The organism is uncultured Modestobacter sp. (genome assembly GCF_947486615.1).
Taxonomy (GTDB): Bacteria; Actinomycetota; Actinomycetes; order Mycobacteriales; family Geodermatophilaceae; genus Modestobacter.
Genome location: NZ_CANKUD010000001.1, coordinates 566,659 through 590,346, shown reverse-complemented (window position 1 = coordinate 590,346; position 23,688 = coordinate 566,659). Strand labels below are relative to the sequence as shown.

Below are 23,688 nucleotides of genomic sequence, written 5' to 3'. Positions count from 1 at the left end.
CGGCCGGCGCCCCGCGGGGCACTGCACGTCACCCGCCTCGCCCCGGCCCCGCCACCGCCGGCCCGGCGGTCCCGGTCAGGCCGGCGTCGCCACGCTGTCCACGCGGGAGGCCAGCCGGCCGCCGAAGTGCATGCCCTGCAGGGCTCCCGCGTCGTCCCGGGCGAAGTAGCCGCGCATGCCCTTGGCCGGTCCCTCGGAGATGACGAAGGGGTCGCGGTCACCGGCGACGAGGGTCACCGGCATGCGGGTCCGCTCCTCGGCCTTGTCGCCGAGGGCGGCGGTCATCGCGGCCTTCGACCACGAGGTGACGACCAGCTGACCGGCCTCGACCGTGACGTCGCTGACCGTGGCGATGGTCTCGTAGCGCCCCGCGTAGCCGGTGAGCGCGTCGTCGCCGAGCGCCAGCGCCTGCGGCTCCGTCTCGCGGATGCCCAGGTGGTGCTCCAGCGCCCAGGTGGTGAGCCGGTGGTTGAGCTCGGAGCCGTTGGGCCCGCTGTTGGTCATGCTGAGCACGGCGAAGTCCCGGGCCGGCACCATGGTGAAGTCCGAGTACTGCCCGTTGGTCGTGCCGCCGTGCCCGACCAGCTGGGCGCCGTCGACCTCGCGCAGCAGCCAGCTGATCCCCACCGCGTCGCCCAGGGCGCTGCCGCGCATGTCGGCCGTCGGCTGCTGCATCTGCCGCACCAGCTCCGCCGACAGCACCCGCGAGCCGTCGCGGGCGACCCCACCGCCGAGGTGGAAACGCGCCCAGGCGAGCTGGTCGGCGGCGGTCGCGGACATCCCGCCCGCGGCGGTGACGGCCCGGGGCAGCGCCCAGGGCTGGTTGACGGTGACGGTGCCGTCGTCGGCGCGGGTGTGGCCGACGGCGAACCGGCGGGTCATCACCTGGCCGGGGAGGGCGAGGGTGTCGGCCAGCCCCAGCGGGTCGAGCACGAGGTCGCGCATCGCCTGCTCGAAGGTGCTGCCGGTGACCTCCTCGACCACCCGGCCGGCCAGTGCCAGGGAGGCGTTGTTGTAGCTGACCGTGGCACCGAGCGGGGTCACCTGGTCCAGCTCCGCCATCCGCTCGACGTAGCGGGCCAGGGCGTCGTCGCCGTTGCCGGTGTCGGCGAAGAAGTCACCGTCCCAGCCGGCGGTGTGGTTCAGCAGCTGCAGCACGGTCACCTGCTCGGCGACCTCTGGCTGCTTGGTGCGGAATCCGGGCACGTAGCGGCGCACCGGCGCGTGCAGGTCGACCCGGCCGTCCTGCACCAGCCGCATGATCGCGGTGGCGGTGAACGTCTTCCCGGTGGAGCCGAACTGGAAGAGCGTGCGCTCGTCCACCGGCAGTGGGTTCTCCACGCTGGTCATTCCGGCGAAGGCGTAGCTCTCCCGCCCGTCGTGCCACATCGCCGCCGCCACCCCGGTGACGCCGAGCTCTCCCACCAGCTCGTCGAGCTTCTCCTGCAGGTGCTCGGTCACGGTGGGGCCTCCGGGGGTGCGGCTGGACGGTGGTCCCCGGCCGGCGCGGCGCCTGGTCTGGATCGCGCCGGCCCGGGTCCCTCCGACTCTGGCCGGGCGGCCGCCGGCTGTCCTGGTCGGCCGGCCAGAACATCCCGCGCCGCGTTCGTCGACGCCGACAGGCCGCTGGCCGGTGCTCATGTCGGCCGGACGAACCCCCGTCGGGACAGGGCCCGCTCGCCGCCCGCTGCCGCAATGTGGCGCCCCAGCACGTCGCGGTGCTCGGTCTCGTCGGGGGTCTCGCCGCGCGCATGCCACCACCACGAGCGCCCGACGACCTGACGGCCTCCGGCAGTGGAGAGCGACGTTCCGTGGCCGGCTGGAGCGCCGGGCGCAGCTGCGTGGGATCAGGGCGCCTACGGTGATCGTCCACGGCCGCGGAGAACAGGGCCTGAGCTGGCGGGCCGCCCTGGCCACCGCCGAGCTGCTTCCACAGGCGGAGCTGCACGGCTACGAGTAGTCGGGGCACGACGTGTCCCAGGACATGCGGCCGGAGTTCGTGCTCGCCCTCGCGCGCACGGCGGCCCGAGGGGAGCGGAGCGACCATGCGTGAGAACCCGGAGTACGCCGGCGGCGGCCTGGACTGGGCGGCCGACCTGGTGCGCGCCCACTCGTGGGCCACCATGGTGTCCAACGGCGCGGACGGCGCCGGCCCGGTCGTCTCCCACTACCCGTTCCTGGTCGAGGACGGCGACCCCCGGGAGCTGGTGCTGGTCAGCCACGTGGGCCGCCCCGACGAGCAGCTGCACCGGCTGGGCACCCAGGAGCTGTGCGTCGTCGTGCAGGGGCCCAGCGGGTACGTCTCGCCGAGCTGGTACCAGGTGCCCACCGCCGTCCCGACCTGGAACTTCGCCACCGCGCACCTGTACGGCGTGCCTGAGCTGCTCTCCGACCAGGAGAACCTGGCGGTGCTGGAGCGGCTGGTCGCCACCTTCGAGGCGCCGTTGCCCGAGCCGTTCCTGCTGCGCGGCACCCTCGAGAACAGTGCGTACGCCGAGCGCATCGTGCACGGCACCGTCGGCTTCCGGATGCGGGTGACCCGCGCGGTCACCAAGGAGAAGATGAGCCAGGACAAGCCGGCGCCGGTGGTCGACCGGGTGCTCGCCGAGCTCGAGGGCGAGGGCCCCTACGCCAACCCGTCGCTCGCTGCCCGGATGCGCTCGGTCCGGAGCTGACCGGGCGGGCTGTGCGCCCTGGGCCCCAGCGATCCAGCGTCGGCTCCCGCCCGGCAGCCGCACCCGGCAGGCCAGCGCGGGGGCGAAACGGGTCTCCCGGCCGTCCAGGTACAGCCTCGGCGTCTCCCGGCTCCCGGCCGACGGCGGGTCGACCGCGTGTACCGAAGGCCACAGGCAGTGCACCGGCTGTCGCTCCCTGACCCTGGGCGTCGGTGCCTAGCCTGGCGGCGTGCACCCCTCGCCCCACGAGCGCAGGCAGCGACTCGCCGGCCTGCCGGACAAGGCGCGGAAGGCCGTCTCCGGTTCCGGGCCGCCGACCCAGCCCTTCACGCTGCGCGCGGAGCCCAACCGGATCGACCCCGCCGTCGCGCACGAGGCGCTCCGGCTGGCCCTCCGGATCGGTGAGTCGATGATGGCCGTCGGCGGCTCCGCGGCAGACGTGACCGCCACGGTGCTGCGGGTGTCCGCGGCGTTCGGGCTGACCGACTGCCAGGCCGACGTCACGTTCACGTCGCTGACGATCAGCTACGACCCGGACGACGCCACGCCGCTGGTGCTGATGCGCATCGTGCGCCCGCGGGGATCGGACTACACCCGGCTGCAGGGCATCACCGACCTGGCGCGGGCGATCAAGCCGGAGGGGCTGAGCGTCGAGGACGCCCACCGCCGGCTGGACGACGTGCTGTCCGCCCCGCACCCCTACCGCCGGCAGATCCACGCGCTCGGCTGGTCGGGCATGGCCGGCTGCGTCGCCTTCCTGCTCGGCGGCGGCTGGCTGGTGGCGCTGGTCGCCTTCGTCACCACGGCGGCGATCGAGCAGCTGATCCGAGTGCTGGCCCGCCGCGGCCTGCCGGCGTTCTTCCAGCAGGCGGCCGGCGCCGCGGTGGCCACGGGGTCTGCGGTCCTCCTGGTGGTCGCGGGGGTGCAGGTCCGTGCCTCGCTGGTCGTCGCCGCCGGGATCGTGGTGCTGCTGGCGGGGCTGTCGCTGGTGAGCGCCGCGGAGGACGCGATCAGCGGGTTCCCGGTCACCGCCGCGGCGCGGGCCTTCGAGGTGCTGACGCTGACCACCGGCATCGTCGTCGGCATCGCCGCGGTGCTGGACCTCGCGCAGCGTGCCCAGGTCCCGCTGCGGGTGGTCGACCCGTCGACGTACGGCGTCCCGTTGGCGATCACGTTGACCTCGGCAGCCGGGATGGCCGGCTTCTGGGCGCTGGCGTCGCACGCCCGCCCGCACGCCATCCTCGTCGCCACGGGGGCCGGCGCGCTGGCGTGGACGACGTCGTGGGTGTCCGGCGAGTTCGGTGCCGGTCCCGCGGTGTCGAGCGGGTTGGCGGCCGGCGTCGTCGGCTTCCTCGGGGAAGCGCTGCCCGATCGGCTGCGGGTGCCGCCGCTGCTCATCGCGGTGTGCGGGATCGTCCCGCTGCTCCCCGGGCTCACGATCTACCGGGCGCTGTTCGCGATCGTCGTGGAGACCGACGTGTCCAGTGGCCTGGACTCACTGGTGACGGCCGCGGCGATCGGGCTGGCGCTCGCCGCCGGCGTCGTGCTGGGCCGGTTCTTCGGCCGGCCGCTGGGCAGCGGGGGCGACCGGTTCGACCGCCGGGTGCGCCGTCGGGGGAGCACCGCCGGCTGAGGTCGGCAACCGGGGTCGGCCGCCGACGACCGACCCCGGTGCCCGCGACCGGCGCGAGCCGGTGGCCCGGCGTCGGCGGCCGGGGATCAGGAGGGAGACGCCCGCCGTTGCAGCCGGGCGGCGATCCGCGGGTAGGTGGCCGGGAACAGCCGCACCAGCAGGTCGACGGCCTTCGCGTCGTTGCCCACCAGGATGCGCGGCTTCCCGGCCTCCACCCCGTCCACGACGATCCGGGCGGCGTGCTCGGCCGGCATCCGCAGCAGCTTCTCGTTGTACATCCGCATCCGGGCCTCGTCCGCCGGCGTGACCGCACCCTGCGCCCGGCCGTGCTCGAGCGCCGCGGTGGCGATGTTCGTGCGCACCCCGCCGGGGTGGACGACGGTCACCTGCACCGGGTGCCCGGCCAGCAGCATCTCCGTGCGCAGTGCCTCGGTGAACCCGCGGACGGCGAACTTGCTCGCGCTGTAGGCGTTGATCGACGCCTGGGCCATGATCCCGTTCAGGCTGGACACGTTGACCACGTGCCCGTCGCCGGAGGCGATCAGGTGCGGCAGGAACGCCTTCGTGCCGTGCAGCACGCCGAACAGGTTGATGCCCAGGATGCGGTCGTACTCGGACCAGTCGCTGTCCAGCACCGCGGCGCCGCCGGCCACCCCGGCGTTGTTGTAGACCTGGTGGACGACGCCGAAGTGCCCGGCCACCGCGTCGGCGTGGCCGAGCACCGCGGCGCGGTCGGTGACGTCGAGCCGGGCGCTGTGCACCTGCGCGCCGAGCGCCTCCGCCCGCGCGGCGGTGGCGGCCAGCCCGGCCTCGTCGACGTCGGAGACGGCCAGCCGCGCACCGCGCCGGGCCAGCTCGACGGCCAGTTGCCGGCCGATGCCGGACCCTGCGCCGGTGACGACGGCGACCTTGCCCTGCACGCTGCTCATCGGGGATCTCCTGGGTTCGTCAGCGGAGCACCGGTGCTCTGCGCGTGGTCGGTGGTCAGGTCGACGAGCTGGTCGACGACGCCGGGGGCCAGGTGGTGGCCCATGCCGCTGATCTCCACGTGCCGGGATCCGGGGATCGCCGCCGCGGTGGCGCGGCCGCCGGTCGGGTGCACCATCCGGTCGGCGGAGCCGTGCACCACCAGGGTGGGGGCGGTGATCCGCCGCAGCTCTGCGGTGCGGTCGCCGGAGGCGTGGATGGCGCTGATCTGCCGGGGGACGCCGGCCCGGGCGCGCAGGCCGCCGCCGCGGTCCCAGAGCCCGATGGCCCAGGCCCGCTCGAGGTCGTCGTCGGGCAGGAACTGCGGTGAGCCGATGTGCCCGAGCAGCGCCAGGTGCCGCTGCACCGACTCCTCGACCGTGCGCGCCGGGCGCTTGGCCATCCGCAGCAGCGTCGACCGGGCCGGCTGGCCGACCCGCCGGTCGCCGGTGGTGGAGAAGATCGAGGTGAGGCTGGCGACCCGGCCGGGGTGCCGGGCGGCGACGGTCTGGGCGATCATCCCGCCCATCGACATGCCGACCAGGTGCACCTGCTCGACGCCGAGGTGGTCCAGCAGGCCGACGGTGTCGGCGGCCATGTCGGCCAGGTCGTAGGCGTCCGGGCGTGGCCGGGCGAGCAGCTGGCGCAGCCGCCCGGGCGGTGGGGTGGCGATCGAGGTCGACCGGCCGACGTCCCGGTTGTCGAAGCGGATCACCCGGAAGCCGCGGCCGGTGAGGCCGTCGACCATCCGCTGCGGCCAGGAGGTCAGGTCGATGCCGAGCCCGGCGACCAGCAGCAGCGGGACGCCGTCCTCCGGGCCGGCCGTGCGGTAGCAGAGCCGTGGGCCGGCGGGCAGGTCGACGAACAGGTCGTCGTCCGGGGTGGTGGCGGTCATGCCGGCACCGCCGCGGGAGCCTCGCCCTGGGATGAGTGGGCGCGGGAGAGGTGCAGCTCGGGGTCGGTGACGTCGTCGGTGCGCAGCATCGCGACGTCGGCGCGGTAGTCCATCGAGGTCAGCCAGGGCATCCGGTCACCCTGCCTGGGCAGTTGGTCGACCGCGCGCCGGATGTACCCGGCGCCGAAGTCCAGCAGCGGCCGGGTCGGCATGGTGGGATCGGCGACCTCCGGGCGGGCGGTGTCGTACCCGGCGCGGTCCAGGTGGGTGAGCAGCCGGCAGAAGTGCTCGCAGAGCAGCCCGATCTTCAGCGTCCAGGAGCTGTTGGTGTAGCCGATCGCGTAGGCCAGGTTCGGCACGCCGGAGAGCATCATCCCCTTGTAGGCCACGGTCTCGGGCAGCCGCACCTCGGCGCCGTCGACGGTGAGCGCGATGCCGCCGAAGGCCTGCAGGTTGAGGCCGGTGGCGGTGACGATGACGTCGGCGGGCAGCTCCCGGCCGGACTCCAGCAGCACGCCCCGCTCGGTGAACGTGGCGATCCGGTCGGTCACCACGGCGGCCGAGCCGTCGGAGATGGCCCGGAACAGGTCGCCGTCGGGGACGGCGCACAGCCGCTGGTCCCACGGGCCGTAGGGCGGGTTGAAGTGCTCGTCGACCGGATAGCCCGGCGGCAGCTGCTTGGCGGTGACCCAGCGGATGAGCTTCCGGGCACGATCGGGGTGGCGCTGGCAGAACCGCCAGATCCACTGGCCCTTGGCGATGTTCTTGGCCCGGATGAGCGGGTGGGCGCGCTCCTCGCCGAGCAGCCGGCGCAGCCGGTTGCCCAGCTTGTCCGCGGCCGGCACGGGCAGCACGTAGCTGGGCGTGCGCTGCAGCATCGTCACGTGCGCGGCGCTGGCCGCCAGCGCGGGCACCAGGGTGACGGCGGTGGCGCCGCTGCCGATGACCACGACCCGCTTGCCGGTGGTGTCCAGGTCCTCGGGCCAGGCTTGCGGGTGCACGATCGGCCCGGGGAACCGGTCGCGGCCCTCGAAGTGCGGGGTGAAGCCCTCGTCGTAGCGGTAGTACCCGCCGGTGCAGAACAGCCAGCCGGCGGTGAGCGTCGTCCGCTCGCCGGTGTCGCTGCGCTCGACGTCCACGGTCCAGCGGGCGTGCTCGGAGGACCACGCGGCGGCGACCACCCGGGAGTGGAAGCGCACCCGGGCGTCGATGCCGTGCTCGCTCGCGGTCTCGCGGAGGTAGGCCAGGATCCGGTCGGCTCCGGCGATCGACTCCTCGTCGCGCCACGGCTTGAACTCGTAGCCGAAGGTGTGCAGGTCGGAGTCCGACCGGATGCCGGGGTAGCGGAACAGGTCCCACGTGCCGCCGGTCGCACCGCGGGCCTCCAGCAGCGCGAAGCTCCGCTGCGGGTGGTCCCGCTGCAGGTACACGGCGGCGCCGATGCCGGAGAGGCCGGCGCCGACGATCAGCACGTCGAGGTGCTCGGGCGCCGGGCGGGGGCCGGGGGAGTCATCGAGGGATGGCACCCCTCGACGATCCGTGACCCGGGCCACGCTCGCCACCGCCATCTGCACCTGTCTCGGTCCTGGGTGGTGCAGGATGCACCGGTGACCCGGGACTGGACGCCGCCGTCGCCCACCGTCCGCGAGCTCTTCCGGCGCGGCGCGGAGGTCGCGCTGGACCCGCGGGCGGACTGGGTGACCGAGCTGCACACCGCCGCGCTCAGCGGCGCGGGCATGCGGCCGGTCGCCGAGGACCCGGTGCTCGCCGAGGGCACCCGGCGGGCGAACCTGGCCAACCTGCTGCACTGGGCCACGGCCAACGTGCAGCGGCCGGGGGAGCGGGTGCCGGTGGCGCTGGGGCCGGAGGTGCTCGACGGCGCCCGCGACCTGGTGCGCCGCGGGCTGGACCACGTCGGCCTGGACGCCTACCGCACCGCGCAGGGCGTGGCCTGGCGGCGCTGGATGGACATCTGCTTCGACCTCACCGCCGACCCGGGTGAGCTGCGCGAGCTGCTGGACGTCTCGGCCCGGTCGATCACCACCTTCATCGACGACACGGTCGCCGCGGTGGCCGCCCGGATGGCGACCGAGCGGGCCGAGCTCACCCGCGGCGCGCACGCCGAACGCCGGGCGACGGTCTCCCTGCTGCTGGAGGGCGCCCCGCTGGCCCGGGCCCGCGCCGAGGCGCAGCTCGGCTACGGGCTCACCGGACCGCACACCGCCGTCATCGTCTGGGGCACCGGTGGCGGTGGGCCCGAGCAGCTGGAGGCCGCGGCCGAGGCGGCCATGCGGGCCAGTGGCGCCGCCCGGCGGCTGACCGTGGTGGCCGGCGCGGGGGTGCTGTGGGTCTGGTTGCCGGTCGGCCGCGCCCCCGACGTGACCGCGCTGACCGCCGGCCTCACCGACGCCCCCGACGTCCGGGTGGCGGTGGGCCGGCCGGGCACCGACGTGGCGGGGTTCCGGCGCAGCCACCTGGACGCGGCGACCACCCAGCAGATGCTCGCCCGCCTCACCTCACCCCAGCAGGTCGCCCGTCACCAGGACGTGCAGCTGGTCGCGCTGCTCACCAGCGACCGCACCCGGGTGGCGGAGTTCCTCACCGACACCCTCGGCGACCTCGCCGGCGCCGACGCCGACACCCGGGACACGGTGCTCGGCTACGTCCGCGAGCTGGGCAACGCCTCCCGGACCGCGCAGCGGCTCTACACCCACCGCAACACCGTGCTGCGCCGGCTGGCCCGCGCCGACGCCCTGCTCCCGCGGCCGCTGGCGGAGAACGCGGTGGCCGTGGCCGCCGCCCTGGAGGTGCTGCGCTGGCGCGGCCCGGCGGCCGAGGGCGCCGGCCGCTGACCGCCCCGGCTGCGGGAGACTCGGGCCCCGGACAGCCGGCCCACCCGCGGCCGGCGCCGCCGGATGAGGAGCTGGTCGTGCGGCTGGTCCTGGTACAGCACGGGCAGACGAGCTCCAACCTCGTGCACGCGCTGGACACCGCGGCTCCCGGTGCCGGGCTCACCGACCTCGGGCGGCGGCAGGCGGACGAACTGGTGGCCGACCTGGTGGGCGATCGGGTCGACGTCCTGGCCGCCTCGCCGCTGCTGCGGGCGCAGCAGTGCCGAGGCGGTCGCCCGGTACCTGGACGTCGCCTTCGCGTGGGCCGGCGGCGGGCAGGCGCGCCTGCCCGGGGGGCCGGCGGGAGCCGACGTGCTCGCCGGGGTCGACGCGGCGGTCGCCGTCCTGGAGGACGCGGGCAGAGCCGCCGTCGCGGTCAGCCACGGGGCCGTGATCCGGACCTGGCTGGCCGCCCGGGCGGCGGGCGTGGACGTCGAGGAGGTCCGGCAGCGGCCGCTGGCCAACACCGGCGTCGTGGTCGTCGAGGGCAGCGCGACCAGTGGGTGGGAGCTGGTGTCCTGGCGCGAGCGGTCCGGGGCGGAGCAGCCGCTGACCGGCGTCGACGACGCGGGCGGCGTGCCACCGGGGGAGTGGCCGGGAGGGAGGAGCCGGGCGAGCGGGGCTTGACCTTGACGCAGCGTCAGGGCTGCACGCTCCCGCCATGACCACCTCACCAGCCATCGAGATCGCCGGGCTGACCAAGTCCTACGGTGATCGTGTCGTGCTCGGGGGCGTCGACCTGCGCGTCCCCGCGGGCACCGTCTTCGCCCTGCTGGGCTCCAACGGCGCCGGCAAGACCACCACGGTGCGGATCCTGTGCACCCTGCTCCGCCCCGACGGCGGAACGGCCACCGTCGACGGGTTCGACGTCGCCACCCAGCCCGCGCAGGTACGTGGCGCGATCAGCCTGACCGGGCAGTTCGCCGCCGTCGACGAACTGCTCACCGGGCGGGAGAACCTGGTGCTCGTCGCCGAGCTGCGCCACCTGCCCGCGCCGGGCCGGGTCGCCGACGACCTGCTCACCCGGTTCGACCTGACCGACGCCGCCGGACGACGGGTGTCGACCTGGTCGGGCGGGATGCGCCGCCGCCTCGACATCGCGATGAGCCTCATCGGCGAGCCGCCGGTGCTCTTCCTCGACGAGCCGACGACCGGGCTGGACCCGCAGTCGCGGCTGGAGGTCTGGGCCACCGTCCGGGAACTCGCCGGCCGGGGCACCACGGTGCTGCTCACCACCCAGTACCTCGACGAGGCCGAGCAGCTCGCCGACCGGATCGCGGTGCTGCACCAGGGACGGATCATCGCCGAGGGCACCCTCGCCGAGCTCCGGCAGCTGCTGCCACCGGCGACCGTCGAGCACGTGGAGAAGCAGCCGTCCCTGGAGGACGTCTTCCTCGCCATCGTCGGCGGCGGCCAGCAGGAGGAGACGCAGCGATGACCACCACCCACGCCGTCCGCGACACCACGACGCTGCTCAAGCGGTCGCTGCGGCACGTGCTGCGCAGCCCGGACACGATCATCACCACCGCGATCACCCCGATCGCCATGCTGCTGCTCTTCGTCTACGTCTTCGGCAGCGCGATCGAGGTGGGGGACGGGCGCTACGTCGACTACCTGCTGCCCGGGATCCTGCTGATCACCATCGCCTCCGGGATCGCCTACACCGCCTTCCGGCTGTTCACCGACGTCTCCAGCGGCATCTTCGAGCGGTTCCAGTCGATGCCGATCGCCCGGTCGGCGGTGCTGTGGGGCCACGTGCTGACCTCGGTGGTGGCGAACCTGGTCTCCCTGGTGCTGGTCGTGCTCGTCGCCCTGGCGATGGGGTTCCGGACCGGTGCCGGCGTGCTCGCCTGGCTCGCCGTGCTGGGCATCCTGGTGCTGTTCACCCTGGCGCTGACCTGGCTGGCGGTCATCCCCGGGCTCACCGCGACGTCCCTGGACGGGGTGAGCGGGTTCTCCTACCCCCTGGTGTTCCTGCCGTTCATCAGCTCGGCCTTCGTGCCCACCGACGGCATGCCGGGCCCGGTGCGCTGGTTCGCCGAGCACCAGCCGGTGACCCCGATCGTGAACACCCTGCGCGGCCTGTTCGCCGAGCAGCCCGTCGGCGACGACGGCTGGGTGGCGGTCGCCTGGTGCGTCGGCCTCCTGGTGGTGGCCTACGCGCTGGCGGTGCGCACCTACCGGCGGAAGATCAGCTGACCAGGACGACGAGGGGGGAGGATCCGGCCCGTGCTGACCATCAGCCAGCTCGCGTCCTACGCCGGGGTGACCGTGCGCGCCGTCCGGCACTACCACGCGACGGGCCTGCTGCCCGAGCCCGGCCGGGACCACTCGGGCTACCGGCGTTACGACGCCGCGGCCGTCGTGGAGCTGATCCGGATCCGCACCCTGGCCGAGGCCGGCGTCCCGCTGGCCCGGGTGCGGGAGCTGCTGGCGGCCGGCGAGGAGGAGTTCGCGGCGGCGGTCGGGGAGGTCGACCGCCGCCTGCGGGCGGAGATCCGCGACCGCCAGCGGCACCGGGAGCGGATCGCCCGGCTGGCGGCGGGGGAGAGCCTGGTGCTGCCCCCGATGGCGGTCGCCTACCTGGGTCGGATGCGCGAGCTCGGCTTCCCGGAGCGGCTGGTCGCGATCGAGCGGGACAGCTGGATCCTGATCGCGGCCCAGGCGCCGGACCAGGTCGCGCCGATGATGGCGGTCAAGCACGCGCAGATCGAGCACCCGGCGCTGCGCCGGCTCTACCTCGACCTCGGGGAGCTCGCCGACTGCACGGCCGACGACCCGCGACTGCCCGAGCTCGCCGACCGGGTGGAGGCCTTCCTCGCGGAGGCGGCCGCGGTGTCCGCCGGGGCGGACGAGCAGCCGATCAGCGACGACCTGATCGCGCTGCTGGACGCGGCGTTCCTCGAGCACTTCCCCTGCGCGCCGCGGTTGCTCCGGCTGCTGGAGCAACGCGGCTACACCGGCTGGACCGACATCCGGCGCACCTCCCCAGCCGGTTGACCCGCGCCCGGCCGGGGCAGGCCGCCGGGGCAGCTCGGTCGTCCCCGTGCCGCCCGTGGTGGACTGGCAGGGAGACCTCGGTGCGGCAAGGGGTCCCGGCCCGAACGGTGAGGCGGAGCATGCGACTGGTCCTGGTACGGCACGGGCAGACGGCGTCGAACCTGGTGCACGCGCTGGACACCGCGGCGCCGGGTGCCGCGCTGACCGACCTCGGCCACCGGCAGGCGGCCGAGCTGGTGGACGACCTGGCCGGCGAGCGGATCGACGTCCTGGCTGCCTCCCCGCTGCTGCGGGCGCAGCAGACCGCCGGGCCGCTGGCTGCCGCGCGGGAACTGCCGGTGCGCACCCTGGACGGGCTCCGGGAGATCGGCGCCGGGGACCTGGAGATGCACACCAGCGCCGAAGCCGGCACCCGGTACCTCGAGGTCGCGTTCTCCTGGGCCGGCGGCGCGGCGCCCGACCGGCTGCCCGGTGGGCCGGCGGGTGCCGCGGTGCTCGGGGCGTTCGACGCGGCGGTAGCAACCCTGGAGGCGGCCGCCGGCACCGCCGTGGCGGTCAGCCACGGCGCGATGATCCGCACCTGGCTGGCCGCCCGGGCAGCTGACGTGACGGTCGAGGACGTCCGCAGCCGGCCGTTGGCCAACACCGGTGTCGTGACGCTGGAGGGCAGCAGCGCGGACGGGTGGCAGCTGCTCAGCTGGCGCGAGCGGTCCAGCACCGAGCAGCCGCTCACCGGCACGCACGACGCCGGCGGTGCACCGCTGCCGGAGTGACCCGGCGGTCACCGGGCGCCCGGCCGTCCCGGTGTCCCCGGCCGCCGGCGTCAGGCGTCCAGGCCGGAGTAGGTCGGGGTCGCCTCCTCGCCGTCCCAGGTGACCCGGAACTCGAACGCGGTCTCCAGGTCGGCGAGGTACTGGTCGGCCTCCGCCTGGGTGATCGTGCCGTCGGCCAGCAGGGTGTCGATCGCGACGGCGTACTTCGCGACCATGCCGTCGATGAGCTCCTGCGGGTCGACGCCCAGGTCTTCGGCCACCTCGGCCAGCCCCTGCCCTGCCTCCATCCGGACGTGCAGCTCCTCGTGGGTGATGCCGAGCACCTCGTCCAGGACGTCCTCCACCGGCTGGTGCCCGCGGTGCAGGTCCAGGCTGGGGTCGCCGTAGGCGTCCTGGATCAGCGCGACCAGCTCGTCCTCGGTCGTCACCGACGAGACGTCGACCGACCCACCCGGCCCACCCTGCCCGCCGCCGGGCATCCCGCCGCCGCCGAACTCGGTGGTCGCCGTGCTGGACGTGGACGAGTCGCTGGACGCGGCGGTCGTCTCGGTGGCGGCGGTGCCGCACGCGGCGAGGGAGAGGGTGGCGGTGAGGGCCAGGGCGGCCACGGCCTTGCGGATCGTCACGGGAGCTCCTGTCGGTCGCGGTCGTCAGGGGGACGACGCGGGGTGTGGTGACCACGCTGGACGGCCCGGCTCTGTGCACCACGTGCGCCAGCTGTGCGGTCCCTGGGTCGTACCTGGACGACCCACACGGCGTCCTCAGCGCGGGCACAGCCGGTCCGGTCACGGTCGACGCCATGACGACGCGCACCCGCCCTGCCCTGCTCTCCCGGGTCACGGCCGCCACCGCGCTGAGCGGTGTCGCGGCCGGGGGCCTGCTGCTCACCGCCGGGCCGGCCCAGGCGCACAGCCTCACCAGCAGCACCCTGTCGGTGCGGGTGGGGGAGGAGCAGGTCGAGGCGACGGTCTCCGTCGCCGCCGACACCCTCGACGCCGTGCTCGGCGGGGCGGCCACCGACGCGGCGGTGACCGGCTACCTGGCCGACCACCTGTCCGTCACCGGCACCGACGGCGACGTCTGGGCCGAGACCTGGTCGTCGGTGGGGCGGGAGACGGTCGAGGGCATCGCCTCCTACAGCGTCGACGTCGTGCTGGACACCGGCGGCACCGACCCGTCGTCGTTCACCCTGGCCTACGACGGCGTCATCGCCACCGACAGCTCGCACGAGGCCGTGGTCGTGCTGACCGACGCCGCCGGCGACATCTCCACCGCCGGGGTGCTGACCGTCGCCGACGACACCCTCGCCGTCGGCGACACCACCGGCACGGGACTGGCCGACATGGTCGGCTACGGGCTGCACCACGTGCTGGAGGGCGCGGACCACCTGCTGTTCCTGCTCACCCTGCTGCTGGTCGCCCCGGTGGTGGCGGTCGGCGGCCGGTGGCACCGGCGGGACGGCGTACGGCCCACCCTCGGCGCGGTACTGGCGGTGGTCACCGCCTTCACCGTCGGCCACTCCCTGACCCTGCTCGCCTCCGCGCTGGGCTGGGTGACCGCACCGAGCGCGCCGGTCGAGGTGCTGATCGCGGTGTCGGTGGGCGTCGCCGCGGTGCACGCGCTGCGCCCGCTTGCCCGCCGCGGCGAGGTGCTGGTGGCCGGCGGCTTCGGCCTGGTGCACGGGCTCGCCTTCGCCGGCATCCTCACCGACCTCGGACTGGAGGGCGCGACCTCGGTACCGGCGCTGCTGGCCTTCAACGTGGGCGTGGAGCTGGCCCAGCTGCTCACCGTCGCGCTGGTGTTCCCCTCGCTCTACCTGCTCTCCCGCACCCGCTGGTACCCGGGCGTGCGGGTCACCGGCGCGCTCGTCGCGCTGGTCGCCGCGACGACCTGGGCACTGAACCGGCTGGGCTGGCTGGCCGACCCGCTGGCCGGGGTGGAGAAGACGCTGGTGGCCCACCCGTGGTGGGTCGTCGCCGGCCTCGCCCTGCTGGCCCTGGTGGCCCTGGCGACCGACCGCTCCGCCCCCGCCGGGCACGGCCGCCGGGCGGCCCGGGACGCCGGCCCGGCGCCGGTGCCGTCCACCGGGCGGTGAGGCGAGGACGGCGCCGGCCGGGACGGCACCGAACCGGTGCCGCCCCGGCCGGCGCCGTCAGGCGGTGCGGTGCGTCGTCAGCTGGGCGGCCAGGGTGTCGGCGAAGCCCTCGGCGACGGCGAGCTGGTCGCGCAGCGCGGTGACCCGGGCGACAGCGGCCTCGTGGAACATCTGCAACCGGTCGACCAGCGCGGCCCGGTCGCCGCCACCCTGGCCGAGGTCGTGCAGCAGGGTGAGCAGCTCCTGCATCTCCTCCAGCGAGAAGCCCAGCGGTTTCATCCGCTTGATGACCTCCAGCCGTTCGACGTCCTGGTCGCTGTAGAGCCGGAAGCCGCCGTCGCTGCGGGCGGTCGGCACGACCAGCCCGGTCTCCTCGTAGAAGCGGATGGTGCGCAGGCTCAGCCCGGTGCGCTCGGCCACCTGGCCGATCTGCACCAGCCCGTCCCGGGAGAGCTCCGGGGCCTCCGGGTCGATGGGGCCTTTCCCGGCGCGCATCAGTGGCTGCTCAGCTGACCGGCGTGCCGCTCGTACCGGGCGGCCGAGTGGTCGCTGAGCCCGACGACGGTGGCGGACTTGCCGCGGGTCTCGTACTTGTGCGTGATCGCGTCCAGCGCGGCGACGGTGGAGGCGTCCCAGACCTGCGCGCCGGAGAGGTCGATGACCACCTCCTGCGGGTCGCCGGCGTAGTCGAACTGGGTGGTCAGGTCGTTGCTGGAGGCGAAGAACAGCGCGCCGCGCACCTGGTAGACCCGGCGCCCGTCGGCGTCGGTGGTGGCGGTGACCTGCACCAGGTGGGCCACCCGGCGGGCGAAGAGCACGCAGGCCACCAGGACGCCGACCCCGACGCCGATGGCCAGGTTGTGGGTGGCCAGCGTGACGGCCACGGTCGACAGCATCACCGCGGTCTCGCTGAGCGGCATCGTGTGGATCGTGCGCAGGCTGTGCCAGTCGAAGGTGGCGATCGACACGAAGATCATCACGGCCACCAGCGCCGCCATCGGGATGATCGCCACGATGTCGCCGAGCACGACCACCAGCACGAGCAGGAAGGCGCCCGCCAGGAAGGTGGACAGCCGGGTGCGGGCGCCGGACTTCACGTTGATCATCGTCTGGCCGATCATGGCGCAGCCGCCCATGCCGCCGAACAGGCCGGAGGCGATGTTGGCCGTGCCCTGACCCCAGGACTCGCGGGTCTTGTTGGAGGGGGTGTCGGTGAGGTCGTCGACCAGCTTCGCGGTCATCAGCGACTCCATCAGCCCCACGAAGGCGACCCCGAGGGCGTAGGGGGTGATGATCGACAGCGTCTCCAGGGTGAACGGGACGTCGGGGAGCAGGAAGAACGGCAGCGTGTCGGGCAGCTCGCCCTGGTCACCGACGGTGGGCACCGCGATGGCGGCCACGACCGTGATGACGGTCAGCACGATGATGCTGACCAGCGGCGCCGGCACCACGGTGGTCAGCCGCGGGAGCCCGAAGATGATGACCAGCCCGGCGGCGGCCATCGGGTAGACCAGCCACGGGACGTCGATCAGCTGCGGCAGCTGGGCGGTGAAGATGAGGATCGCCAGGGCGTTGACGAAGCCGACCATCACGCTGCGCGGGATGAACCGCATGAGCCGGGCGAAGCCGGCCAGGCCGAGCAGGACCTGGAACACCCCGCCGAGGACGACGGCGGCGAGCAGGTAGCTCAGCCCGTGGTCGCGCACCAGCGGGGCGATGACCAGGGCGATCGCGCCGGTGGCCGCGGTGATCATCGCCGGGCGGCCGCCGGTGAAGGCGATGACCACGGCCATCACGAACGAGGAGAACAGCCCGACCCGCGGGTCCACGCCGGCGATGATCGAGAAGCTGATCGCCTCCGGGATCAGCGCGAGCGCGACGACGAGGCCGGCCAGCACCTCGGTGCGGGCGACCGACGGCGTGAGCCAGCTCGGGCGGCGGAGGGCAGGGGGTGCAGGCAGGGAGGACATGCCACCGTTCCGGGTCGTGCGCAGGGGAGCGCGGGGGAGCCGGAACAGCGGTGGTCCGGGGTCAGGACGGCGCGACGGCCTGTCCGAGTCCCCACCAACCTAACCCTCACGTCAAGGAAGGGTTGCACCAGGGTGGTGCACCGGACGACCGCCCGCGCCGGACCGGGGCGGGCGGTCGTCCGGTGCCGCGTCAGGCGTCGATGACGACCGGGATGACCACCGGCGCACGGCGGTGGGTCCGGTTGGCCCAGCCGGCCACGGCCCGGCCGATCAGCTCCTCCAGCTGGGCGGCGTCGGTCACGCCGTCCGCCGCTGCCCGGGCGAGCTCTCGCTCGATCACCGGCACCGCCGCGTCGAAGGACTCCGCCTCGTGCACGAAGCCGCGGGCCAGGAAGTCCGGTGCCTCGGCGAGCTGCCCGGTGTCGGCGTCGACGATCGCCACAACGGTGATCACGCCCTCCTCGGCGAGGGTGCGCCGGTCCTTGAGCGACGCCTCGGTCGCCCCGCCCACGGTGTTGCCGTCGACGTAGACGTTGCCGGCCGGCACCTTGCCGGTGATCGAGACCCGGCCGTCGACCAGGTCGATGACCACGCCGTCCTCGGCGATGACGACCCGCTTGGGGTCGACGCCGGTGCGGATGGCCAGGTCGGCGTTGGCCCGCAGGTGACGGGACTCCCCGTGCACCGGCATGACGTTGCGCGGCTTGACGATGTTGTAGCAGTAGACGAGCTCGCCGGCGCTGGCGTGGCCGGAGACGTGCACCTTGGCGTTGCCCTTGTGCACCACGTTGGCGCCGATCCGGGTGAACTCGTTGATGATCCGGTAGATGGCGTTCTCGTTGCCCGGGATCAGCGAGCTGGCCAGCAGCACCGTGTCACCCTCGGAGATCCGGATGACGTGGTCCCGGTTGGCCATCCGGGACAGCGCGGCCATCGGCTCGCCCTGCGAGCCGGTGCAGATCAGGCAGACCTGGTCGGCGGGCAGCTTCTCCAGCACCTTGAGGTCGACGACCAGGCCCTTGGGCACCCGCAGGTAGCCCAGGTCGCGGGCGATGCCCATGTTGCGCACCATCGAGCGGCCGACGAAGGCGACCTTGCGGCCGTGCTGGTGCGCGGCGTCGAGCACCTGCTGGATGCGGTGCACGTGGCTGGCGAAGCTGGAGACGATGACCCGCTTGGGCGCGGTGCGGAACACCGTGTCGATCGCCGGGGTCAGCTCGCCCTCGGAGGTGGTGAACCCCGGGACGTCGGCGTTGGTGGAGTCGGTGAGGAAGAGGTCGACGCCCTCCTCGCCCAGCCGGGCGAACCCGCGGAGGTCGGTGATCCGCTGGTCCAGCGGGAACTGGTCCATCTTGAAGTCGCCGGTGTGCAGCACCAGCCCGGCCGCGGTGCGGATCGCCACCGCGAGTGCGTCGGGGATGGAGTGGTTGACCGCCAGGAACTCCAGGTCGAAGGGGCCCAGCCGCAGCTCGTCGCCCTCGGCGACCTGCTCGGTCACCGGGGTGATCTTGTGCTCCTTGAGCTTGGCCTCGATGAAGGCCAGCGTCAGCTTCGACCCGACGACGGGGATGTCGCGCCGCTCGCGGAGCAGGTAGGGGACGCCACCGATGTGGTCCTCGTGCCCGTGGGTGAGCACGACCGCCACCACGTCGTCCAGCCGGTCCCGGATGGAGGTGAAGTCGGGGAGGATGACGTCGATGCCGGGCTGGTGCTCTTCGGGGAACAGCACGCCGCAGTCGACGATCAGCAGTTTCCCGGCGTGCTCGAACACGGTCATGTTGCGGCCGATCTCACCCAGGCCGCCGAGGGCGATCACCCGGAGGCCGGCCGCGGGCAGGGCCGGGGGCGTCCGGGGATCTCGACGCGTTCTGCTCATGATCCTGACGCTACGTCAGCGACCCTCGGCCGCGGCGCAGGGTAGTGCGGTGGTGCCTCCGCGGCGCGGGACCGGTGGCCGCACCGCCCCGGGCCGGCTCAGTCGTCGGAGCTGCTCCGGCCGTCGGCCGCGCGCTGCCGCTCGATCCGGTCGAGGACCGTCTTGCGGCCTCCGCCCAGGTCGCGCTCGGCGTGCTCGGCCCGGTCCAGTTGGGTCTCGCCGTGCAGGCCGGCCACCCGCCGGCGCGCCTCGGGTGCGGGGACGTCGACCAGCTCGGCGGCCGCCCGCGCCTCCCGGGCCGCGGCGGTGTTCGGCACGTGCTGCCGCTCACCCGACCTCTTCTCCCGGTCGGTGGCGCGCCGCTCCTCCGGGCTGAGCAGCTGCCACGCGGCGTCGGGCAGGTAGCGCCGGGTGCCGCCGTCCTCGTCCCGGGCCGACGCCTCGCCGTCGGCGGCGTGCCAGTCCTGGTCGGTCCACTCCTCGAGGTGGCGCTGGGACTCCGTCCGCTGGCCCTCGTGCCGGTAGCCGCCGCCCTGCTGCTCGTACTCGGTGACCAGCAGCTGACTCTTCCGGGCGCTCCACTGGCCCGGCCGCCCGCCGCGGTCGCCGGCCTTGATCTCCTCCTTGAGCCGGGCGCGCAGCTCCGGGTCGGTGTAGTCGTCCGCGTAGTCCTCCGCCGTCTTCCCGCTCATGGCGAGGCCGGTACCCCGACGCCGCCGGTGCGACGCCCCGCGACGCACCGGTCCGGCCTGGCCCGGGCCGCGTCGGCGGCGCACACTGGTCCGGGGACGGTCCACGCGGCGGTCCGGACGTGCAGGCCCGACGAGGAGGACGCCGCGTGCAGGAGACGACCCGGACCACTGGTGCGCGTGCCCGGCAGCGGCGCGGACGGCTGGCCGGTGTGCTGCTGACCGGCGCCCTGGGCTGGGCGCTCCTCCCCGGGGTGGCCACCGCCGCACCGTCGGACGAGCAGCTCGCCGCCGCCCAGCGCGCCGCGGACCAGGCCGTCGAGCAGGTCGGTGCGGCCCTGGCCGAGCAGGGAGCCGCGCAGGCGGCGATCGGCACGGCGCAGGCCGACGCCGCGGCCGCCCGGGCCCGCTACGAGCAGGGGCTGGCCGACCAGCGCGCCGCCGAGCAGTCGGCGGCAGCCGCCACGGTCGTCGTCCGGCAGGCCGAGGAGCGGGCGGACGCCGCGCGCGCCGAGGTCGCCGCCTTCGCGCGGGACACCTACAAGGGCAGCACCACCTCTCCGGGGCTCGCGGCGCTGGTCACCGCGGACGACCCGGCGGAGGTGCTGGAGCGCGTGGCGCTGCTCGGCGCGGTCGGCCGCAGCCGGGCCGAGGTCGCCGACCAGCTCACCGGCGCCCGGCAGCGCGCCGCCGAGGCCGCGGCCACCGCCCAGGCCACGCTCGCGGAGAGCGCCGCCCTCGCCGATCGCGCCGCGGCCGACCTCGCCACCGCCGAGCAGCAGGAGGACGACGCCCGCCGGCAGGCCGCCGAGCTGGCGGCGGAGCAGGCGGCCACCCAGGCCCGGCTCGCCGCCGCCCGGACCACGCTGGTCGCTCTCGAGGCCGAGGCCGAGGCCGAGGCCGAGGCAGCGGCGGCGGCGCCGCCGGCGCCCAGCGCACCGACGCCTGCCCCGGCTCCCGCTCCGCGCCCGGCGCCGGCTCCGGCTCCGGCACCAGCTCCGGTACCAGCGCCGGCTCCGGCACCCGCGCCGGCTCCGGCGCCCGCTCCGCCGCCCGCTCCCGCCGGGCACGACTGGGACGCCGTCGCCCGCTGCGAGTCCGGTGGCAACTGGAGCATCAACACCGGCAACGGCTACTACGGCGGCCTGCAGTTCGGCCAGCAGACGTGGGTCGGTCACGGCGGCACCGCCTACGCGCCGCGCGCCGACCTGGCCACCCGCGAGCAGCAGATCGCCGTCGCCGAGGAGGTGCTCCTCACCCAGGGCGCCGGCGCCTGGCCGACCTGCGGCAAGAACCTCTGACCCGCGCCCTCCCGCAGCCCGCCCCCTCCGCCGGGCGCCCCGTCGGGTGCGGGCCCCCGCACGTGCTTGATCGCGCGAAAGCGTGCGCGCTGTGCTGGCCGCCAGGCCTGTCCGGGGTGTGCGCCGCGGGATGCCGGAGCCGCCGGGACCAGACCTGCCGGTGACCCAGGACGACGGAGGAGACCCCATGCCGACCGACCGGCTGCTGGACGACGCGACCCGGGTGGCCGACGCCCTGCTCGAGGTGCAGACCCGGGTGAACGCGCAGGTCGACGCCACGCTGCGGGAGCTGCTGCCCGAGGTAGCCCGGGGGCTGGGCGTGGCCCCCGGGCCGGACGTCGACCTCGCCGACCTGGTGAACGCCCGGATCACCGGGCTGAGCGTCGTGGTCACCCCGGCGGCCGTGGCGACGGTGGTGCCGCTGTCCGCCGAGTCGGTGGCCACCACCCGGGAGGCGCGGCGCGCGATGACCGAGATCGTCGCGGGGGCCGACGACCGGCTGGCCGTGATCGCCGGCCCCTGCTCGGTGCACGACCCGGCCGCCGCGCTGGAGTACGCCGCCTTCCTGGGCCGGATGCGGGCGCGGCACGGCGCGGACCTGGAGATCCTGATGCGGACCTACACGGAGAAGCCCCGCACCGAGGTCGACTGGAAGGGCTTCGCCTACGACCCGTTCCTGGACGGTTCCAGCCGGATCAGCGTCGGCCTCGTAGCCACCCGGATGCTGATGAGCCGGATCACCGCGCTCGGCGTGCCGGTGGCGGCGGAGCCGCTGAACGCGCTCACCCCGCAGTACGTCGACGGGCTGGTCACCTACAACGGCGTCGGGGCGCGCAACGTCACCGACCAGACGGCCCGGGAGCGGGTGTCCGGCTTCTCCTCCGTGGTCGGCTTCAAGAACTCGCCGGAGGGCAGCATCGACGTGGCCGTCCAGGCGGTGCTGACCGCGCGGGCGGGCCACCAGTTCCTCGGCGTGGACCGGCACGGCGTCAGCGCCCAGCTGTCGACGACCGGCAACGACACCGGGCACGTCATCCTGCGCGGTGGCAAGGACGGCCCGAACCACTCGGCCGCGCACATCGCGGCGACGAAGCAGGCGCTGGCTGCGCGCGGGCTGCCCGAGGTGGTCGTCGTCGACGCCTCGCACGGCAACAGCCGCAAGGACCACCGCCGCCAGGCCGACGTCGTGCACGACCTGGCCGGGCAGCTGGCGGCCGGCGAGCAGGCCATCCGCGGCGTGATGCTGGAGAGCAACCTGGTCGCGGGCCGGCAGGACCTGGACCGCCGCCACCCGGAGGCGCTCGAGTACGGGGTGAGCGTCACCGACGCCTGCGTGGACCTGCAGACGACCGAGCAGCTGCTGGCCGAGCTGGCCGAGGCGTCCCGGGCGCGGCGCGGCGCCTGACCCGCCGCGACCGCCGCGCCGCCTCGCTGGACCTGAGCCGCCGCGCCGGGACCTGGGACCCGGCGCGGCGGCGACCGGCCCTCAGGCGGTCGCGGCCAGCCGCCCCGCCGAGGTGACGTCGACGGTGAGCACGCTGGGCAGCCGGTGCAGCCGGGCGGCCACCAGGTCGGCCTCGCCGGGCGTGGCGAGCAGGTCGACGCTGACCGTCCACCGGTCGGCGCCGGCCTCCTCGGCCGCCAGCCGGGTGAAGACGTGCTGCCGTCCGGTGAGCATGGTCAGGACGCGCTGCAGGCCGAGGGCGTCGGTGACGACGACGCGCACCTTGGCGGCGTCGCGGGGGGAACTGTGCGGGGCGGGCATGGGTGCCTCCGGGCCGGAGTGGCCCTGGTCAGCGGGGAGCGACCTCGACCGACGTGCGCACGGACCCGGCGGCGCGAGAGTCAGTCGCCGACGGGCCCGCAGGTAATCAGCTGCCCGGCCACAAGGGCACGGTAGCCCGCCGGTGACCGGCGCCACAACCACCCGCGGATGCCGGCGTGGCCGGCCAGGCCGCCGACGTGGCCTCGGCCCTGGTCACCGGGGAGGCCGCTGTGGCACGGTCGCCGACGTGACGAGCGCACCGGACGCGCGGCAGCAGCGGCTGGCCGACCTCGCGCGGCTGCGCCGGGTCCGCGACCGGATCGACCGCGAGTACGCCCAGCCCCTCGACGTCGAGGCACTGGCCCGGGGCGTGCACCTGTCGGCCGGGCACCTCAGCCGCGCCTTCCGGGAGGCCTACGGCGAGCCGCCCTACGCCTACCTGATGACTCGGCGGATCGAGCGGGCGATGGCGCTGCTGCGCCGGGGCGACCTCAGCGTGACCGAGGTCTGCTTCGCGGTCGGCTGCTCGTCGCTGGGCACCTTCAGCACCCGCTTCACCGAGCTGGTCGGGGTGCCGCCCAGCGTCTACCGGCGGGTGTCGGCCGGCGCGGCCGAGGGGCTGCCGTCCTGCGTCACCAGGCGGGTCACCAGACCGGTCAGGAATCGAGAAGCACCGGTGGCCGCGCCGTCCCTAGCGTGACCGGCATGGACCTCACCATCCACTCCAGCTTCCTCCCGCACACCGACCCCGACGCCTCGCTGCTGTTCTGGCGCGACGTCCTCGGCTTCGAGGTGCGCCTCGACGTCGGGTACGAGGGGATGCGGTGGATCACCGTCGGCCCGGCCGGCCAGCCCGACACCGCCGTCGTGCTGCACCCGCCGGCGGCCGGGCCCGGCCTCACCGACGACGAGCGCCGCACCATCGAGGAGCTGCTGGCCAAGGGCAGCTTCTTCGGCGTCAACCTGGCCACCCCCGACCTCGACGCCACCTTCGCGGCACTGGCGGCCGCCGGCGTCGAGGTGGTCCAGGAGCCGACCGAGCAGCCCTACGGTCTGCGGGACTGCGCCGTCCGGGACCCGGCGGGCAACATGATCCGGATCCAGGAGAGCCGGTGAGCGCCGCCGCCGGCCGATCTGCGCCAGGCTGACCGGGCGCCGG

Annotated in this window: 22 protein-coding genes and 1 pseudogene; 13 read left to right on the top strand and 10 right to left on the bottom strand. The window is 74.8% G+C overall.

Going from position 1 to position 23,688, the window contains the following annotated elements; translation table 11 throughout:
• Positions 1-75: 75 nt before the first annotated feature.
• Positions 76-1,461 (bottom strand): serine hydrolase, encoded by a 1,386-nt coding sequence (locus Q1A09_RS02855; protein WP_299951850.1) that lies wholly within the window; start codon positions 1,459-1,461, stop codon positions 76-78.
• 584 nt (positions 1,462-2,045) lie between these two features.
• On the opposite strand from Q1A09_RS02855, the gene Q1A09_RS02850 reads away from it, so the two are divergent.
• Positions 2,046-2,675, top strand: coding sequence for an FMN-binding negative transcriptional regulator (locus tag Q1A09_RS02850; protein WP_299951848.1), 630 nt, complete (start codon positions 2,046-2,048; stop codon positions 2,673-2,675).
• 229 nt (positions 2,676-2,904) lie between these two features.
• Positions 2,905-4,308 carry a threonine/serine exporter ThrE family protein gene (locus tag Q1A09_RS02845; RefSeq protein WP_299951846.1) on the top strand — a complete coding sequence of 468 codons (1,404 nt, stop codon included), beginning with the start codon at positions 2,905-2,907 and terminating at the stop codon, positions 4,306-4,308.
• A gap of 86 nt (positions 4,309-4,394) precedes the next feature.
• Here Q1A09_RS02845 and Q1A09_RS02840 read toward each other — a convergent pair whose 3' ends face one another.
• Genes Q1A09_RS02840 through Q1A09_RS02830 form a run of 3 tightly spaced genes read right to left on the bottom strand, consistent with a single transcriptional unit; the run spans position 4,395 to position 7,695 of the window.
• Complete coding sequence (locus tag Q1A09_RS02840) at positions 4,395-5,237, bottom strand: SDR family oxidoreductase (protein ID WP_299951844.1); 843 nt, start codon at positions 5,235-5,237, stop codon at positions 4,395-4,397.
• A complete protein-coding gene (locus tag Q1A09_RS02835) occupies positions 5,234-6,169 on the bottom strand; it encodes an alpha/beta fold hydrolase (RefSeq protein ID WP_299951842.1) in 936 nt (311 codons plus the stop codon). The genes Q1A09_RS02840 and Q1A09_RS02835 overlap by 4 nt, the downstream gene beginning before the upstream one ends.
• Positions 6,166-7,695 carry an NAD(P)/FAD-dependent oxidoreductase gene (locus Q1A09_RS02830; protein WP_299951840.1) on the bottom strand — a complete coding sequence of 510 codons (1,530 nt, stop codon included), beginning with the start codon at positions 7,693-7,695 and terminating at the stop codon, positions 6,166-6,168. The genes Q1A09_RS02835 and Q1A09_RS02830 overlap by 4 nt, the downstream gene beginning before the upstream one ends.
• Before the next feature lie 81 nt (positions 7,696-7,776).
• Here Q1A09_RS02830 and Q1A09_RS02825 point away from each other — a divergent pair, with 81 nt between their 5' ends.
• From Q1A09_RS02825 to Q1A09_RS02800, 6 genes and pseudogenes are all read left to right on the top strand, one after another.
• Positions 7,777-9,021: a CdaR family transcriptional regulator gene (locus Q1A09_RS02825; protein WP_299951838.1), complete on the top strand. Its 1,245-nt coding sequence runs from the start codon at positions 7,777-7,779 to the stop codon at positions 9,019-9,021.
• 77 nt (positions 9,022-9,098) lie between these two features.
• A pseudogene (locus Q1A09_RS02820) lies at positions 9,099-9,687 on the top strand (histidine phosphatase family protein).
• Between the two features lie 34 nt (positions 9,688-9,721).
• On the top strand, positions 9,722-10,498 hold the full coding sequence (locus Q1A09_RS02815) for an ABC transporter ATP-binding protein (RefSeq protein ID WP_299951834.1): 777 nt from the start codon (positions 9,722-9,724) through the stop codon (positions 10,496-10,498).
• Entirely contained in the window at positions 10,495-11,259 is a 765-nt protein-coding gene (locus tag Q1A09_RS02810) for an ABC transporter permease (protein ID WP_299951832.1), read from the top strand. The genes Q1A09_RS02815 and Q1A09_RS02810 overlap by 4 nt, the downstream gene beginning before the upstream one ends.
• 30 nt (positions 11,260-11,289) lie before the next feature.
• The gene (locus Q1A09_RS02805; RefSeq protein ID WP_299951830.1) at positions 11,290-12,060 is read left to right on the top strand and encodes a MerR family transcriptional regulator; all 771 of its coding nucleotides are present in this window, start codon (positions 11,290-11,292) and stop codon (positions 12,058-12,060) included.
• 119 nt (positions 12,061-12,179) lie between these two features.
• Positions 12,180-12,833, top strand: coding sequence for a histidine phosphatase family protein (locus tag Q1A09_RS02800; protein WP_299951828.1), 654 nt, complete (start codon positions 12,180-12,182; stop codon positions 12,831-12,833).
• A 50-nt stretch (positions 12,834-12,883) separates the two neighbouring features.
• Here Q1A09_RS02800 and Q1A09_RS02795 read toward each other — a convergent pair whose 3' ends face one another.
• On the bottom strand, positions 12,884-13,459 hold the full coding sequence (locus Q1A09_RS02795; RefSeq protein ID WP_299951826.1) for a hypothetical protein: 576 nt from the start codon (positions 13,457-13,459) through the stop codon (positions 12,884-12,886).
• Between the two features lie 173 nt (positions 13,460-13,632).
• On the opposite strand from Q1A09_RS02795, the gene Q1A09_RS02790 reads away from it, so the two are divergent.
• Positions 13,633-14,928 (top strand): HupE/UreJ family protein, encoded by a 1,296-nt coding sequence (locus tag Q1A09_RS02790; RefSeq protein ID WP_299951824.1) that lies wholly within the window; start codon positions 13,633-13,635, stop codon positions 14,926-14,928.
• A gap of 57 nt (positions 14,929-14,985) precedes the next feature.
• On the opposite strand, the gene Q1A09_RS02785 is transcribed toward Q1A09_RS02790, so the two are convergent.
• The 4 genes from Q1A09_RS02785 to Q1A09_RS02770 all read right to left on the bottom strand — a co-directional run bounded on the left by Q1A09_RS02785 (position 14,986) and on the right by Q1A09_RS02770 (position 19,466).
• On the bottom strand, positions 14,986-15,423 hold the full coding sequence (locus tag Q1A09_RS02785; protein ID WP_299951822.1) for a MerR family transcriptional regulator: 438 nt from the start codon (positions 15,421-15,423) through the stop codon (positions 14,986-14,988).
• Positions 15,423-16,898: a SulP family inorganic anion transporter gene (locus Q1A09_RS02780; protein WP_299951820.1), complete on the bottom strand. Its 1,476-nt coding sequence runs from the start codon at positions 16,896-16,898 to the stop codon at positions 15,423-15,425. Before Q1A09_RS02780 ends, Q1A09_RS02785 begins: the two co-directional genes overlap by 1 nt.
• 190 nt (positions 16,899-17,088) lie before the next feature.
• Positions 17,089-18,774, bottom strand: coding sequence for a ribonuclease J (locus Q1A09_RS02775; protein WP_299951818.1), 1,686 nt, complete (start codon positions 18,772-18,774; stop codon positions 17,089-17,091).
• Positions 18,775-18,872: 98 nt separating this feature from the next.
• Positions 18,873-19,466, bottom strand: coding sequence for a hypothetical protein (locus tag Q1A09_RS02770; protein ID WP_299951817.1), 594 nt, complete (start codon positions 19,464-19,466; stop codon positions 18,873-18,875).
• Between the two features lie 146 nt (positions 19,467-19,612).
• Here Q1A09_RS02770 and Q1A09_RS02765 point away from each other — a divergent pair, with 146 nt between their 5' ends.
• Positions 19,613-20,764 carry a transglycosylase family protein gene (locus tag Q1A09_RS02765; protein ID WP_299951815.1) on the top strand — a complete coding sequence of 384 codons (1,152 nt, stop codon included), beginning with the start codon at positions 19,613-19,615 and terminating at the stop codon, positions 20,762-20,764.
• 187 nt (positions 20,765-20,951) lie between these two features.
• Positions 20,952-22,169 carry a 3-deoxy-7-phosphoheptulonate synthase gene (locus Q1A09_RS02760; RefSeq protein WP_299951813.1) on the top strand — a complete coding sequence of 406 codons (1,218 nt, stop codon included), beginning with the start codon at positions 20,952-20,954 and terminating at the stop codon, positions 22,167-22,169.
• Between the two features lie 81 nt (positions 22,170-22,250).
• Here the strand turns inward: Q1A09_RS02760 and Q1A09_RS02755 are convergent, their stop codons facing one another.
• Positions 22,251-22,529: a hypothetical protein gene (locus Q1A09_RS02755; protein WP_299951811.1), complete on the bottom strand. Its 279-nt coding sequence runs from the start codon at positions 22,527-22,529 to the stop codon at positions 22,251-22,253.
• A gap of 247 nt (positions 22,530-22,776) precedes the next feature.
• On the opposite strand from Q1A09_RS02755, the gene Q1A09_RS02750 reads away from it, so the two are divergent.
• Together Q1A09_RS02750 and Q1A09_RS02745 are read left to right on the top strand one after the other, a co-directional pair.
• The gene (locus tag Q1A09_RS02750; protein ID WP_299951809.1) at positions 22,777-23,229 is read left to right on the top strand and encodes a helix-turn-helix transcriptional regulator; all 453 of its coding nucleotides are present in this window, start codon (positions 22,777-22,779) and stop codon (positions 23,227-23,229) included.
• A 5-nt stretch (positions 23,230-23,234) separates the two neighbouring features.
• Positions 23,235-23,645: a VOC family protein gene (locus Q1A09_RS02745; RefSeq protein WP_299951807.1), complete on the top strand. Its 411-nt coding sequence runs from the start codon at positions 23,235-23,237 to the stop codon at positions 23,643-23,645.
• The last annotated feature ends 43 nt before the right edge of the window (positions 23,646-23,688 follow it).